Annotated in this window: 12 protein-coding genes; 4 read left to right on the top strand and 8 right to left on the bottom strand. The window is 65.6% G+C overall.

The features are described from left to right. Positions 1-37: 37 nt before the first annotated feature. From FHX72_RS12530 to FHX72_RS12515, 4 genes are all read right to left on the bottom strand, one after another. Positions 38-1,291, bottom strand: coding sequence for a polysaccharide pyruvyl transferase family protein (locus FHX72_RS12530; protein ID WP_183625540.1), 1,254 nt, complete (start codon positions 1,289-1,291; stop codon positions 38-40). Next, positions 1,288-2,313, bottom strand: a complete 1,026-nt coding sequence (locus tag FHX72_RS12525; RefSeq protein ID WP_221186940.1) for a glycosyltransferase — start codon at positions 2,311-2,313, stop codon at positions 1,288-1,290. The genes FHX72_RS12530 and FHX72_RS12525 overlap by 4 nt, the downstream gene beginning before the upstream one ends. Before the next feature lie 220 nt (positions 2,314-2,533). Beyond that, positions 2,534-3,997 (bottom strand): tyrosine-protein kinase domain-containing protein, encoded by a 1,464-nt coding sequence (locus FHX72_RS12520; RefSeq protein ID WP_183625536.1) that lies wholly within the window; start codon positions 3,995-3,997, stop codon positions 2,534-2,536. A 212-nt stretch (positions 3,998-4,209) separates the two neighbouring features. Next, the gene (locus FHX72_RS12515; RefSeq protein ID WP_183625534.1) at positions 4,210-4,986 is read right to left on the bottom strand and encodes an SGNH/GDSL hydrolase family protein; all 777 of its coding nucleotides are present in this window, start codon (positions 4,984-4,986) and stop codon (positions 4,210-4,212) included. Positions 4,987-5,170: 184 nt separating this feature from the next. Between FHX72_RS12515 and FHX72_RS12510 the strand changes: the two genes are divergently transcribed. Then, a complete protein-coding gene (locus FHX72_RS12510; protein ID WP_183625532.1) occupies positions 5,171-6,226 on the top strand; it encodes an acyltransferase family protein in 1,056 nt (351 codons plus the stop codon). A 109-nt stretch (positions 6,227-6,335) separates the two neighbouring features. Continuing rightward, on the top strand, positions 6,336-7,403 hold the full coding sequence (locus FHX72_RS12505) for an acyltransferase family protein (RefSeq protein ID WP_183625530.1): 1,068 nt from the start codon (positions 6,336-6,338) through the stop codon (positions 7,401-7,403). Between the two features lie 265 nt (positions 7,404-7,668). On the opposite strand, the gene galE is transcribed toward FHX72_RS12505, so the two are convergent. Further along, on the bottom strand, positions 7,669-8,658 hold the full coding sequence (galE, locus tag FHX72_RS12500; RefSeq protein ID WP_183625528.1) for a UDP-glucose 4-epimerase GalE: 990 nt from the start codon (positions 8,656-8,658) through the stop codon (positions 7,669-7,671). A 259-nt stretch (positions 8,659-8,917) separates the two neighbouring features. Between galE and FHX72_RS12495 the strand changes: the two genes are divergently transcribed. Then, complete coding sequence (locus FHX72_RS12495) at positions 8,918-10,129, top strand: Fic family protein (RefSeq protein WP_183625526.1); 1,212 nt, start codon at positions 8,918-8,920, stop codon at positions 10,127-10,129. Between the two features lie 3 nt (positions 10,130-10,132). On the opposite strand, the gene FHX72_RS12490 is transcribed toward FHX72_RS12495, so the two are convergent. From FHX72_RS12490 to folP, 3 genes are read right to left on the bottom strand one after another with little or no spacing between them, the layout of a single operon-like run. Further along, a complete protein-coding gene (locus tag FHX72_RS12490; RefSeq protein WP_183625524.1) occupies positions 10,133-10,729 on the bottom strand; it encodes a DUF3180 family protein in 597 nt (198 codons plus the stop codon). Continuing rightward, positions 10,726-12,177: a 2-amino-4-hydroxy-6-hydroxymethyldihydropteridine diphosphokinase gene (folK, locus tag FHX72_RS19070; RefSeq protein WP_183625522.1), complete on the bottom strand. Its 1,452-nt coding sequence runs from the start codon at positions 12,175-12,177 to the stop codon at positions 10,726-10,728. The genes FHX72_RS12490 and folK overlap by 4 nt, the downstream gene beginning before the upstream one ends. Next, positions 12,170-14,002: a dihydropteroate synthase gene (gene folP, locus FHX72_RS12480; protein ID WP_183625520.1), complete on the bottom strand. Its 1,833-nt coding sequence runs from the start codon at positions 14,000-14,002 to the stop codon at positions 12,170-12,172. Before folP ends, folK begins: the two co-directional genes overlap by 8 nt. Before the next feature lie 467 nt (positions 14,003-14,469). Here folP and FHX72_RS12475 point away from each other — a divergent pair, with 467 nt between their 5' ends. After that, positions 14,470-14,676, top strand: coding sequence for a hypothetical protein (locus FHX72_RS12475; protein WP_156479761.1), 207 nt, complete (start codon positions 14,470-14,472; stop codon positions 14,674-14,676). Positions 14,677-14,710 lie beyond the last annotated feature (34 nt).

The following is a 14,710-nucleotide window of genomic DNA, read 5'->3' as shown; positions in this document are numbered from 1 at the left end:
CCCCTCCCTCGAGCTCAGTGAGGCCCGGGCGTGCGGGCTAACCAACGCGGTTCTTGAGTGCGGCACGAACCACCGCACTGGTGGCTGGCGTCGCCGCTGAGAGCTTGGTGTCCTGCAGGACGGACGCTGCAAGCTGCGGCCCCTCAGGTGCATCAAGCAGCCGGTTGACCCGCTCGGCGAGCCACTCAGGGGTGACGTTCTCGATTTCTATGCAGTAGTCGCCCAGGCCAAGAGATTTGAAGAGCTCGACCGTCTTGAACTCGTACGCGATCGCAACGACAGGCACCCGGCTGATGAGCGCGAGGATCGCGAAGTGCATCCGAGTAGCGATTACAATCTTGGCTCCGGCCAGTTCATCGAGGATCTCGTAGGGGTCATGGAAATCGCCGTCGACCTTCACACGAGAAGAATCATGGAAGAAGTCGCGAGCAACCAGCGAATCGTCTTGCCCATAGGAGGGAACACCTTGGCAGGTCGAGAGCGCCCTGACTGGCAACCCACGCTCTTCGAGCAGTCGACTCGCAGCTACCACGGATGCTCGGTAGTTCTTGAGGTCAGACGGAACACCAGTGATCGTCGTTTTCCACTTTCGAACGGAGATCAATGCACCTTGGTCGTCGACACTCCGCTCGCGGCCCGTGTCAATGCCGAAGACCGAGTCGGCTGCAACAACGCGCTCCTGCGTCCCCGCAGAGACGCCGAGTGATTCCCTGCTCAGTTTGGATCGCTCGTCTCGGAAATATACCGCGTCAGCGATTTCAGCTATCTCCGTCGCGTTTCTTCGCGCCCGCGCGTCATCGAACGGGCCAAGCGATTGGGTCCAGAGAACTATCGGCTTGCTCAGGCTCTTGGCGAGCTTCAACTCAGCCACTCGAGCCGAGAAATTATAGTGGTCGACCAGGTAGGTCCCTCCGCTACTGATTACCAGGTCAACGCCCTCCAGCGCGCGGATGGCCCGGCGGAAGGCACCTCCGAAGAGAGCACTTGAAAGCCTGCTGGCCGCTCGCCGAACTGCGCTTTGAGAAGCAAGTCCACGAACTACGGCGACCCGAACCCCATTCACGCGTCGCCAGACTTTGCCAGGACGGAACGGAGGCAGAAGCGACAGCAACTGAACGATCTCAAGCTCGGGGTAGAGCTTCGAAGTGTGCGCAGCGGCAGAGTCGAAGACCACAAACTCGAATTCCGCCTGTGGGTTCTCCGAGCGCAGCTGGTCCATGATCGAGAGAGCGATGGCCGCATCTCCGGTGTTGGACAGTACTGTGTTGGTGATCGCGACCCGAGTCTTCACGCGGTCTCCTGCTTCCTGTTCGCCGAGGCGCTTTCGCTGACTTTTGCGTACAACTCTTCAAGCAGCGAGCACTGCCTGAGCATGTTGAACCTCATCACTGCATCTTCCCTGGCATTCGCCGAGTAAGTGGCCCGTAAGGCCTCATCGTTGATGAGTTCTTCGAGTGCCTGCGCAAGCCCGGCGACGTCGTGCTCATCAACAAGCTCGCCGCTGAAACCTTCGCGGACGGCCTCGGGAATGCCGCTATGACGTGTTGCCACCACGGGCACGCCCAGAGCCATCGCCTCGACGATCACAGTCGGTAGTCCCTCTGTGTCCCCGGTACTCGCAGTCACGGAAGGTGCCGCAAGCAACTTCGAGGCGGCCAGTTCACGATGCACCTGCTGGGGCGGGATCATGCCAAGAAAAGCCACCTTCAAGCCCAGCTCAGCGGCTTGAGCTTCAAGCTGCTCACGGAGCGGACCGTCACCGATCAGAGCTACGCGCGCGTTCCTCAGACCGGGGCTGGCAAGTGCACTGAGGAGGTCCTGGACCCCCTTCTTCTCGACCATGCGTCCGACAAAAACGACGTCCCAGCGCTTCTCAACTTCTTCCAGTTCGGGAATCGGTGTCCCCGTGTAGAGCGTCACGACTTTTTCCGCGTCTGCACCTGCGTCGAGAGCTTTCTGTCGAACGAAGTCAGAAACAGCAATGATGCGGGCCGCCTGCCCGAACACGCTTCGAACCTTGTGCCTGTTCCAGGCCCTGCGGAGGGGGGAACCCGAGACGAGGAGCTTCGTGATGTCGTGCCCGTGCACAGTCACGACTAGCGGCAGCTTGTTTTGCTTGGCTACGCGCTGGATGAGCCATCCGTTGGTCGAAAAATGAGCATGAACAACCTCAAACCCTTGGGCACGAACGAAGTCTCGGATCTTCGGCGAAAAGCCGGTCGCGAGGAACACTCTCCGAGCGAGGCTGGAGGGGAACTCGAGAACAGTGTCTTCAGGACGAACCACGGGCGAGTTGACTCGTTCGATGCCCACGAGGCTTCCGGACCATGTAGGCAGTCCATCCGTCTGGTTTCGGACAAAGGTCTCCGAACCCGCCAATACGGTTCGACGCCAAACCATGGCCTTTCGCCTGCGTGAGGCTCCGGCTGTTGGGGTGCTCATCGTGTAGGCATTCTTTCCCAAGAGTCAGGTGCAGTTTCCGACTTCTGAATTTGCTGAGGTGCTTGGACTATGAACGCCGGGTGACTAGCTGTCACTTGCCCCGTGGCTTGCTCCGACCAACAATGGGCATCTGCCCGGTACCGATCTTGCGGTACTCGGTGACCGTGTTTCCAGCTTCGTCGGTGCCGTAGTACGCGCCGTACGCGCCGTACGCGCCGTACGCGTAGGAGTCGGGTCCCTTGGTCGGTACCTTCGTCACAACGATGCCGGACACTTCCGAGCCGATGCCCTCAAGCTGCGCGACCGCACCAGCAAGAGCCGAGCGCGGAGTCTGGCCGCTTGCAACCACGAGAAGCGTCCCGTGTGCCAGCTCGCTCAGCACTGCACCGTCGGTGACGAGCAGCAGCGGAGGCGCGTCGATGATGACGTAATCATGCTCTGCGAGCAGCTGGTCGTGGACCTGCTGCATCGTGTGCGAACCGAGCAACTCGCTCGGGTTCGGCGGAATGCGACCGGCGGGAAGAATGTACAGGCGACCGCGACCCCAGCGCTGGAGCACGTCCTTCGGCTCCGCGCGGCCGCTCAGAAGATCGGTCAGACCAACGGACCCGTCGATGCCCATCGTGGTTGCAACCTTCGGCTTGCGAAGGTCACCGTCAACGAGCACAACCTTGGCACCCTGCTCAGCGAGTGCGATTGCGATGTTGGCTGACGTTGTGCTCTTACCTTCAGACGGAAGCGAGCTCGTCACCACGAAGCTGTGACGAGTGTTCTCAATGTCCATGAAGCGGAGGTTCGTACGCAGCGCGCGGTACGACTCCGCCTTGGGGTTCTTGGGCTCCTCATGAACGATGAGAGGGCGCTTGCCAGCGTCTGGGTCGAACGCGATCGTTCCGATAACGGGGCGGTCGGTGATCTGCGCGATGTCGTGTGTGCTCCGGACCTTACTGTCCGTGAACTGGCGCAGAACGGCAATGCCAAGTCCGACGGCAAGCCCCAGCAGAGCGCCGAACACAATGTTTAGGGACACGCGAGGCGCGACGGGAGACTGCGGAACTTGCGCTGACTGAACCGGCTCGATCTTCACCAGGCTCGGTGAGTTTCCCTCAGGCTTTTCGAGTTCGTTGACAATCACATCGATGAAATTGCTCGCCACTGAATTCGCGAGTGATGCAGCCAGTGCTGGATCTTCATCCGTGACCGTCACTTCGATGACCACCGTGTCGAGCTGGTTCGTCGCTGTGATCTGCTTGGCGAGCTCGCTCGGACTGCGGTCAAGCCCGAGTTCCTCAATGACGCGGCTTGTGACGATTTCCTTGTTCACAACCGTCGTGTACGACTGAACCGCTTGCCGAGCAAAGTTGGTGCCTTGGACCAGCTCACCGGCGACGGAACTGTCTGAGGAACGCACCGAAACGTAAAGCTCAGCGGTGGCCTCGTACTTGGGGGTCATGAGCATCGACGCCCCAGCACCGCCCGCCACACCCGCCAGCGTGCAGATCAGGATGATGATCCAGTTCTTGTGCAGGATTCGCAAGTAGTCGCGCAGTTCCATATAGGTCCGTCCGTGTGTCTCTCGCGCTCGTGCCGCTGCCGCTTTCGCGGCAGGCACGAAACGGGTGGCTCGCGGTTCGGAGCGCAGGGGGTATCTCAGGCAAGCTGGGGCAAGCCCGGCCTCATACTACTGGTGTCATGTTATTGGGCTGTAAATTCATGAAATGTGCCGAATCAGTCGCAGATCGGGCACACCGTGGCGCAGAACGCGTATCAGCCGCCGATTTCCACGGGCAAGCCCGCGTCCACAGCGTTGGCGATCAGCTGGTGGCCGGCATCGTCCGGGTGCAGACCGTCGAGCTCGAAGTACTGGAACTCGTCCTCGAAGAGGTGCCCGATGTCCAGGTACTCACCGCCGACCGCAGCCACATCCGACTTGATGAGGTTCGCCGTGAGGGTCAGCTGCGCGGGGTACGCCGTGCTCACCCAGAACGGTGAGACCGCCAGGATGCGTGCATCCGGCAGCCCGGCACGAAGATCGGTGAAGACCGACTCGACGCCAAGCTCCTGATCGAGCTCCGACATGTTCAGACCGCCGGAGACGATCACCACGTCTGGCTGCGCCGCGATGGCTTCCTCAACCTGGAGCGCGTACGAGTTCCACTCGTCGAGCCCCTGGCCGTAGCTCGAACCACTCACGCCAAGATTCAGCTCTTCCCAGCCGTTCGCGTTCGCCAGCAGGGTCGACCAGCGCAGCGACGGGTCGCTCGCTCCGACACCGGACGTGTAAGAATCGCCGATGAAGGCGACCGTCAGACCGGCGCCCGCGGGGGTCGCCGACGGTGCGGAACCGGCAGGGGCACTCGCGGAATTCGTCGCCGAAGCGGCGTCTTCTGAACTGGAGATCGTGAGAACGGGGTCAGCGCCGGCACCGGTGGGGGCCTGTCGAGGCATGAACGCCAGAGCCACCAACGCAGCCGCAGCGAGAGCCACGACCACGAGCAGTGTCAGCTGGGGCCAACGACGCGCACTCTGGTTGCGTGTTTTCATTTCCATGTGATCGTACCGGCCCAGCACGGCACCTTGTACTCCCCGGAGAACCGAAGGCCATTCCGACACGCGCAGATCCGCGGGATTTAGCCCTGGACGTCATTTCAGATTCCCGCAGATTCGCCATGTCTGAGCCCAAAAAGAGGGCAAGTGTAGCGTCGAGACACGGCGAGACGGGAAACCAATGGCAACACAAGACGCGGCAGCACGCCCGCCGGCGACCCTGCCACGCCAGCGCGAGCGTCGGATCGACCTCATCCGCGGCGCCGCGATCCTCCTCGTCATCGCCAACCACGCGATCGACGTTCCGATGCACATCGCGGACATCCAGCCGGGCACCATCGTCGACGACATCACCCTCTACTTCGCGCCGTTCCGCATGTCATCGCTCATGCTGTTCTCCGGCCTCCTCCTCCCCCTCGCGCTCGCCAAGCCACTCGGCCGCTACTACACCAGCAAGCTCCGCACCCTCGCCTGGCCATACGTGGTCTGGCTTGTCATCTTCTGGATCGCCACCGAGAACCCGACAGAGTGGATGCGCCCAGACGGCTGGGCCACCCGTAGCTGGCTGTGGTTCATCCTCTGCCTGTTCTCCTACTACGTCGCCGCTCCCCTGCTCACGCGCATCCGGGGACCGTGGTTCGCGCTCGTTCCGGTCGCGCTCTGGATGCTGAGTACGGCCGCACCCGTCGGCACGCTCTTCGACCTCAGCTACTACGGCGGCTTTTTCTTCACCGGCTACCTCATCTCGCAGCACCGGCACGCGCTGCGCCGCTTCGCCACCGCACCGACCATGGTGGTGCTGCTCATCGGCAGCTCCGTGTTCGCGGCGCTCCTGGTGCTGCAGGAGCACGGCTTGGCCCTCGGCAGCGGCGACGAGCCAGGCACCAACGACACCGGCACCATCGAGCGCTTCGAGCTTCTCTGGGTTCCGATCGTCCTCGCCGGAATCGCAGGAACCATGCTCCTCGCGAGGCGCATCCGAGGCTCGCGGGACGAACGTCGAGAACCCGCCGTGTCCCGCTTCCTGCAGTACATCGGCCGTAACTCGATCGTGTTCTACCTCATCCACTACCCGCTGCAAATTGTGGTCGTGAAGCTGCTCGACGCGTGCGGCGTCACCACACAGCCCGTCATGATGAGCGCGTGCATCTTCGCCGCACTTGCCGTATCGTTCGGCGCTGTTGCACTCCGACGCCGAAGCCGCGTCGCGGACGCACTCTTCGCCTTCCCCAGATAAGCAAAGCCCGATGACCACACCAGCACCCACCGAGCGCCCGGCTCCACACCAGCACCTGGATGTGACGCCCCAATCCGCTCCAACGCCGGCCAAACGACGCGAACACTGGATGGATCTCGTCCGAGGCGCCGCGATCCTGCTCGTCGTCACGTTCCACGCGAGCGCGATCCCCCTCTTCGTCATCAACGTTGCCCCGACAGGCATCATCAACGACATCAACACCTTCTTCGCCCCCTACCGGATGAGCACTCTGCTGCTGCTCTCCGGCATGCTGCTCGGCCGCTCCCTCGCGAAAACCGGCCCCACCTACTACACCAGCAAACTCCGAGCCCTCGCCTGGCCCTACCTCCTGTGGGGCACCGTCTACTGGCTCGTCACCATGCAAGACGGATGGACCAACCTCAGCAACTGGTTCCCCCTCAGCTGGCTCTGGTTCATCCTCTACCTCGCGGTCTACTACGTCGCCGCGCCGCTGCTCACACGCATCCGCGGGCCCTGGTTCGCCGTCGTACCGCTCACCCTCTGGGGCCTCAGCGCCCTCTTCTCGGCCCGCGGCATCGGGCCAGTCGAGATGTGGGGCGAGCTGGCCTACTACGGCGGCTTCTTCTTCGCCGGACACCTCGTCGCCCGCTACCGTGGCGCGCTGGCCCGCATCGAGAGCTGGCCGCTGCTCATCGGATGCACGGCCCTGGCCGCCGGCTTCGGCGCGCTGCTGATCGGGCAGACGCACGGCACCTACTTCGGCCTGGACGGAGCACTGCGTTGGGTATCGAACGCAACGGCAACCGCCCCCGGGGACGGCTCCGTCACCGCCGCGACCCGCATCATCGACCGCTACGAGCTCGTGTGGATCCCGGTGGTCCTCGCCGGAGTCGCCGCCGTCATGATGAGCACTCGCCGCCTCGCCGGCGTGCGACGGGGCGGGGACGGCGACTCGGCGCGCTGGCTGCAGTACATCGGCCGCAACTCCGTGGTCTTCTACGTCGTCCACTACCCGGCGCAGATCATGATCACCTCGTGGATGGGCGACTGGGGAATCCTCGACCCCACCTGGCTGCTCATCATCAACACCGCCGTCGCCATGGGCCTCAGCTACCTCTTCTGCTGGCTTCGCCGCTGGCCGGCGGGAGACGCACTGTTCGTATTCCCGAAGCTACGACGCGCGAAGCGGAGCTGATTGAAAGAGGGGCCAGGCGGAAGTTCCCCCGACCGCCCGGCCCAGGCACTCGATCTATGGCCGCTAGCGGACGGCCACCGCGCCGATGGCGCGCACAAGAACCGAGACTGACCATACGGCCCGCGACATACGCAAGCCTTGTCTGTCGCAAATCGTGTGCTCAAACGCGCAAAAAGACTCTTAATCAGGCGCCGATCGCGGTCAGGCTGCGAGCAAGGGCGCCGGGCCCCTGAAATCGAGGTGCCCGGCGCCCAGAGAAAAGCCGCTACGCCTTGACGGGGGCTCCATTGCGCTCGAAGCCCGACCAGGCAGACGTCACCATGTCGTCGAGCGAGAACTTCGCCGTCCAGCCGAGCTCATCCTTGATCCGGGATGCGTCCGCGACCAGAAGCGCGGGGTCGCCCGGGCGACGTGGTGCCACCTCAACCTCAAACTGCTGCCCGCTCGCGCGACGCACCGCATCCACCACCTCGAAGACCGAGTAGCCCTCACCGCGACCAACGTTGTACTCCGATGACACCGGCGTGCCCGCCGCGATCGCATCCAGGACCGCGAGGTGCGCATCCGCCAGATCCACGACGTGCACGTAGTCGCGCACGCACGTGCCATCCGGCGTCGGGTAGTCGTCGCCGAAGACAAGCGGCGATTTCCCCTCGGCCAGCTTCTCGAAGATCATCGGCACGAGGTTGAGTGCGAAGCGGTCGGCCAGCTCGTCGCTGCCGGCGCCCGCCACGTTGAAGTAGCGCAGGGAGACCGCAGAGATACCAGCAACCTTCGCCGCTGCCTGCACAAGCCACTCCCCAGCCAGCTTCGTCTGGCCGTACGGGTTGATGGGGTTCTTGACGTCGTCCTCGCGGATCGGCTCGTCCGACCCCGTACCAAGGCCGTACACGGCCGCCGACGAAGAGAACACGAGGCTCTTCACGTTGGCGCGCTGCATCGCCTCGAGCACGTTCGCGAGCCCGCCCATGTTCTGCTGGTAGTACCACGCGGGCTTCGCCACCGACTCGCCCACCTGCTTCTTCGCGGCGAAGTGGATGACGCTCGTCACCTCGAGGGCCTGCATGATGTCGGCAAGCGCATCCGCAGCACCCGTCGTCGAGATGTCGAAGTTGAAGTGCGGCGTCGCACCGACCTTCTCGGGCGTGCCAGTCGTGAGGTCGTCGACCACGACAGCCTTGTCGCCGCGCGCCTCAAGGGCCGCGAGCACGTGAGCGCCGATGTAGCCGGCGCCACCGGTGATGAGCACAGTCATGGTGAATCTCCTCAGAGGTGCGTCAGCGCCGCGCGTCTGCGCCGGGCTTCAGGAGGCGCAACTTTTAAGCGCCATCCAACATTCTGGCAGTTCTAGGTGTCGCGCGCGCGGCCGAGGGGAGATTACCCCTGACGGGCCTTCATGCGCGGGTTCTTCTTGGGTGTGAGCTGGACCCAACGCATAAGTAGTGTGCTCAGTTTTATGACTTAGACTCCTAAGTCATAAGTCGTCGGTCGTCGATTCTGCGTTAGGAGACCCAATGCGAGCTGCGGGTAACGGAGAACGCTCCTGGCCAGAACTCACTTACGAGGACCTCCCCTGGGACGGACCAGTCGAGGCCAGCTACGGCCCTGGCGCCGCCGGCGAAGGCTGGCGGACTCTCACGACGTACAGAGCCGCAGTCCCTCCGTTTATCGCCGAAGCTGGCGCAGCCCTGTCGGCCGACGTGCTGGCTGCTTCGGAGGCCGCAAGTGCCGAACTCGTTCGATTCGATGCCCACCTCGGTGACCGAGTTGCAGCGTTCGCGCCCGTACTTCTCCGATCCGAATCGGCAAGCTCTTCGCAGATCGAGCACCTGACAGCAAGCGCGCGGTCCATCTTCACCGCAGAGCTCGGCGCTACGTCCAACCGGAACGCAATCGAGATCGCCGCGAACACCTCGGCCATGGGCGCCGCTATCGATCTCGCCGACAACCTCACACCAGACGGGATCAGGCGCGTCCACGAAGTCCTCATGCATGGCCAGGATCGCCACACACCCGGACTGTGGCGACAGCAGCCGGTCTGGATCGGAACACGCTCAGACAGCCCGCGCGGCGCAACCTACGTCGCTCCGCACCACGACCGCGTACCTGACCTCATCGACGACTTGGTCACGTATATGCATCGCCGCGATGTTCCCGCGCTCGCACATGTCGCTCTCTCGCACGCGCAATTCGAGACGATTCATCCGTTTACCGATGGCAATGGTCGTACCGGGCGTGCCCTCGCGCAGTCACTTCTGCGAGCACGAGGCACAACCCGCAACGTCGCCGTGCCAGTCTCTGCCGGACTCCTCAGCAATATCGAGGGATACCACAGCGCGCTCACCGCGTTCAGGACCGGCGAACCGACCGAGATCGTCAGAGCCTTCACTGATGCCGCCCAGCACGCGGTCTGGAACGCACGGATCCTTGTCGATGAGATCGACGAAATCACGGCTGGTTGGCGCCGCAAGCTCAAAGCGAGGTCAGATAGCAACGCATGGCCGCTGCTCGACATCATCAGTCGACGGCCCGTGGTCAACGCCGTAACGACCGCAGCGGAGCTCGGCGTCGCAACCCCGAATGCTTACCCACCGCTCCGGGCGCTCACCGAGCACGGCATCCTGGTCTCCAAGCGCGAGTACCGCCAGTCGGGCCCCTTCTGGCGATCCCCTGAGATCTTGCAGTCGCTCGACCGCTTCGCGGAGCGGGCAGGGCGGCGAGCGTAAGAGTTACGCGGCGACGGGGTCCTGCGAGGTCGAGGTCTCTTCGTTTCCTGGTGGGATGCGGCACCAAGACTCGGCGACGAGCCCGACCGCCAGCAGCACCAGCGAGCCGACGAGCGAGAACACGGCGTGCCAGATCGGCTCCTCCGGCGGCACCGTGCGAGTCACGGCGAAGGCCAGGACACCCAGCGCGACTCCCGCCATAAGGGACGACGCGAGGCTCGCGGCGCGCGCGAACGCCAGCACGCGGAACGCGTACTGGGGGTCGACGCGCTTGCCTCTCGAGTCGCGTCCGGACTCTCGCGAGCCTCGGTCGCTGAGCTCGTGGCCAGACTTCGTGTCGCGCTCGAGCCCCGGCGCGCGTCGACGCGACTCGGCCTCGCGGCGCTCGCGCCACAGTCGGCGGGTGTATGCACGGATCGGCCACGCGAGCCACAGCAGCAGCCCGGCGAGCACCACCAGCGTCAGCGGCATCGTGAGCGGCGGAGCCATCACGGCTCGGCCGGAGGTCACGAGCCACGTCTCCACGCACCAGGCAAGGACTCCACCGATGACGACCAGCCCCACCAGGAGGCCGGGTCGTGTCTTGCTTGCGAGGTTCACCGCACGACCCGCTCGACGCGGTCGGACGCCGCCGCCCGCAGCTCGGCGACGCTCCCCAACGGAGCGAGCTGCGCCCGGGGGTCGATCTCAAGCCACGGGGCAAGCACAAACGCACGCTCGTGCGCGCGCGGGTGCGGCAGCTGGAGCTCTCCGCTGCTGAGCTCACCCTCGACCTGGATCAGGTCGAGGTCGAGCGTTCGACTCCCCCAGCGCGTCTCGCGGGTACGGCCATGGGTGTCCTCGATGTCGTGCAGCGCGCGCATGAGGTCAGCGGCCGGGAGCTCAGTGTCGACGAGCACCACCGCATTGCGGTAGGCCGGCGCCTCCTCGCTCACCCCCTCGAGGGTGAGGGCAGGCGTCTCGTACAGGCTCGATGCGGCCACAAGCTTCGTGCCGGGCAGCTCCGTGATGCTGCGCAGCGCCGACGAGAGCGTCGCGTCGCGGTCTCCAAGGTTGGCGCCAAGCGCGATGACCGCCTGGCGGACGCGCGGCGCCGGCTCGGCCGAGGACGCGTTGGGTGAACCGCCGGAGCGGCTCACGACGGAGGCGTCCGAGGGCGAGCGCTCATCCTGCTCCCGCTGCGCGATCGGCGAGAACAGGTCGCTCGCAGCACCCACCCGAGGCAACGGGACGTTGGGTGCCCCTCCAGAGTCGAGCACGATCGAAGCGTCGGACGCCGCGTGCGCGGCCGCTGCCGCCTCCCGAGCATGGAAGTCGTCCTCCGCGCTCCCAGACTCAGCGCGCGCCGGCGAAACGGTGGGAGAGCCAGAAGCGGGCTCCGAGGGCCCCGCCGGCCCTGGCGCCGCGACCGCGTGCGCGGCCTCCGACTCGAGGTACTCCCCCGGAGCGGCTGGCCTGTGCCGCAGGATGCTCACCGCGACGTCCTGGAAATCCAGAGCCACGGGCGCCTGGGGCTTGTGCACAGTGATGCGCACGGCAACGGCGTCGTCGAAGCCGAACGTCGCCGCCGCGAGCCGTTCGGCCAGCGTCTCGATGAGGTCGACCGGGTCACCCGTGACGATGGCGTGCAGCGCATGCATCCATTCGCCGTAGTGCAGGGTGTCACCGATGTGGTCGCTTGACGATGCGGTGGCCGCGTCGACCCACGCCTCGGCGTCGACGTAGAAGTCCTGGCCGTCCCGGCGCTCGTGTTCGAACACCCCGTGGTGTCCGCGCGCGTGCATGCGCGTGATGATGATGCGGTCGAGCTCTGGCTCCGGGACTCCCACGCGACGGGGGGCGTGCAGAGAGGCCGAGGCAGTCCGCTCAGCCGCTACCGGGCCGGGAGCGACACTTGGCGCGCCCGCGACCGGCTCGCGCACAAACGCGTGCTCGTGCGCGTGCCCACGCGCGGCCTCGCCACCCGCAGCCAGGTGCGCGGCCGCCCGTGCATCCGCCGCCCTCCGCCCGTCGAGGTCTGGTTCGTGGCCGCTCGTGTGATCAGTCATCCTGTGCTCCTTCGCGCCATGCGTCGACGACGTCCAACGCAACGCGGTTCGCCTCAACGTTGTGCACTCGCACGCCCCAGATCCCGGCCTTCGCAGCCAGCGCCGTGATGACGGACGTCGGCAGGTCACGTTCGGTCACGTCGGCGTCCGGCTGCAGCACCTCGCCCGTGAACCGCTTCCGGGACGCGCCCACCAGCAGCGGATGCCCGAGCGCCACGAACTGCTCCAGCTCGCGCAGCACCGCCCAGTTGTCGTCGCGTCTCTTCGCGAACCCGAGACCCGGGTCGAGCACGATCTGCGACGGGTCCAGTCCCGCATCGACCGCTCGGTCGCGGGCCCCGGCAAGCTCGGCAAGGATCTCGGCCGCAGGGTCGCGGTAGTCGGCGAGCTCGTTCATCCGGATCGAATGCCCGCGCCAGTGGCTCAGAATGAACGGATTTCCGCTGTCGGCGACAAGTCCGAGCATCGCAGGGTCCGCTTGGCCGCCAGAGACGTCGTTGACGTACTCGGCGCCGAGGGCCAGCGCCGCCTCGGCCGTCTTCGCGTACATCGTGTCGATGCTGACGAGCACGCCAAGCGCCGCCAGTTCCTTGATGACCGGCAGGACGCGAGCGGCCTCCTCCTCCTGCGGCACCCGAACAGCACCCGGACGCGTCGACTCCCCGCCGACGTCGATGATGTCCGCGCCCTGGGCGACCAATTCCCTCGCGCGACGCAGAGCGCGCTTGGTCCTGCGGTTCTGGCTGAAGAGATCCTCGAACTTGCCGCCGTCGCTGAACGAGTCCGGGGTGATGTTGAGAATGCCCAGGATGCGCGGCCGCTTCGGGATCGCGGGCTGCAGCAGGTTCGTGAACCGCTGCGGCAGCTCGAACGGGCGCGTGTTCACCGGGCCGGAGTCCTCCGCCCACTGCTCGTCCGTCGCTGCGTCGAGCTGGGCGGCGCCCTCGGTGACCTCGGCTGGTGCCTGGGTTGTTGGCGCGGCCTGAGGCGCCTCAGCAGTATCAGCCGCGTCGTCAGCCGCCGCGGAGCTCGCCTGAGTTCCCACGCGGGGGTCGAAGCGCGCGCCGCGCAGCACGTGGCCGACGACAGGAGCTAGCGCGGCGGCCTGGGCCGGGGCCGGGGCGGTGCTTGGCTGCCCGGTCGCGTTGGGGATCGCGGCGGCTGCCGCATCCACTGCGACGATCGGCTGGGCGCCGATGAGCGCGATGATCTCGGCGCGAGCGATGGGCTCCGAGAGCTCGCCCCGCGCGGACACGGTCACGACAACACCAGCCTGCTGCCGCGAGCCGCGGAGCCCGGCGCAGGCATGGCTCGCCTCGATGACGGCGAGTGCCCCCCGGGCGTCGAGCGCGGTCATCATGGCGTCGACCAGCTCGTCGCCGAGGCGCTCCTGCAGGGTCGGGCGTGCGGACAGGGTCTCGAGGAGCGTGTGGAGTCGACCGAAGCCGACAATCGAGCCGGAAGGCACATACGCGAGGTGCACGCGGCCCGAGAACGGCAACAGGTGGTGTTCGCACATCGAACGGAACGCGAGGTCGCGCAGCACAACCGGCTGCGAGACCGTCGCAGCCTCGGCGCCGCCAACTGCAGCCCCGGACGGAGCCGCCGTGTCGGCCACGGGGAACCTCGCGCGAGCAAGCGGCGCGACCGGGTCGACTCCTGTCCCCCCAAACAGCTCGAGGGCCGCCTCGGCCACCCGTTCCGGGGTGCGTGCAAGTCCAGGACGATCTGGGTCCTCACCGATCGCCGCCAGGAACTCCCGAACCGCCGCCTGCGCGCGCCCCAGATCGACCCGATCCGCAGACCCGGAATCGACATCGTTCATTTGCAAGTCCTCACTCCGAACCGCCCGCGACGCGGGTACGGTTCCATCCTCCCGCGAAACGAAGGCGCCGCGCATCCCCGAACCACTCGCGCGCGTCGCGGCCGTGTGCAGATCCGGGCCCCTCGCGGCCGCTCGCGCTCGCGCCCGCTCGCGCACTCGCTCTCCGGTAAACCTCGCCAATTATCGGGCGAAATGGAACCTTCGCGTTCCAGCGCCCCCGGAATTCCGGGCCTCACAATCCTGCGTCACGGCAGTTCGCCCGAAAATTGAACTGGGTCGGGCGGGAAGCGGGGCGGAGCTGGGCGCGCGCAGCGCGGAGCTGGGCGCGGGCGGCGCGGTTCGTCCGCGTTCCCTGGTCAGACCCTCCTCAGGTTGACAGGCAACGACGAGGCTCGAGAAGCTCGAACGACGGCCACGTCGCCCCCGTGTGATGGCCCCCCAAGGATTCGACGAGCGAAGCAGTTCTCATGACGACTGAACGACCCGGGTTCCGGAGTTTCGCATCCACTCCGCTCGCCGTAGCGCTGTGGCTGGCCACCGTCGGTGCGACGGCGCTCTTCCTCGCGTTGGGCTGGAACTCGCTACAGCTCGCCATGCTGATCGTGCCCCTCGCGACCGTCAGCATCGCCGTTACCGTCGCAGCGCTGAAGAAGTCGCGAGGCGGACCTGGCTAGGAGATTCTGCTCCGTGGCGGCAAGACAGACGAAG

It is taken from the genome of Pseudoclavibacter helvolus (assembly GCF_014191305.1).
Lineage (GTDB): Bacteria > Actinomycetota > Actinomycetes > Actinomycetales > Microbacteriaceae > Pseudoclavibacter > Pseudoclavibacter helvolus.
This window is presented reverse-complemented; position numbering and strand designations above follow the sequence as displayed.

Excerpts from the sequence above, each read along its gene's own strand:
- FHX72_RS12520 (WP_183625536.1), bottom strand. The coding sequence starts at position 3,997 with ATGGAACTGCGCGACTACTTGCGAATCCTGCACAAGAACTGGATCATC.
- FHX72_RS12515 (WP_183625534.1), bottom strand. The coding sequence starts at position 4,986 with ATGAAAACACGCAACCAGAGTGCGCGTCGTTGGCCCCAGCTGACACTG.
- FHX72_RS12510 (WP_183625532.1), top strand. The coding sequence starts at position 5,171 with ATGGCAACACAAGACGCGGCAGCACGCCCGCCGGCGACCCTGCCACGC.
- FHX72_RS12505 (WP_183625530.1), top strand. The coding sequence starts at position 6,336 with ATGGATCTCGTCCGAGGCGCCGCGATCCTGCTCGTCGTCACGTTCCAC.
- galE (WP_183625528.1), bottom strand. The coding sequence starts at position 8,658 with ATGACTGTGCTCATCACCGGTGGCGCCGGCTACATCGGCGCTCACGTG.
- FHX72_RS12495 (WP_183625526.1), top strand. The coding sequence starts at position 8,918 with ATGCGAGCTGCGGGTAACGGAGAACGCTCCTGGCCAGAACTCACTTAC.
- folK (WP_183625522.1), bottom strand. The coding sequence starts at position 12,177 with ATGACTGATCACACGAGCGGCCACGAACCAGACCTCGACGGGCGGAGG.
- folP (WP_183625520.1), bottom strand. The coding sequence starts at position 14,002 with ATGAACGATGTCGATTCCGGGTCTGCGGATCGGGTCGATCTGGGGCGC.
- FHX72_RS12475 (WP_156479761.1), top strand. The coding sequence starts at position 14,470 with ATGACGACTGAACGACCCGGGTTCCGGAGTTTCGCATCCACTCCGCTC.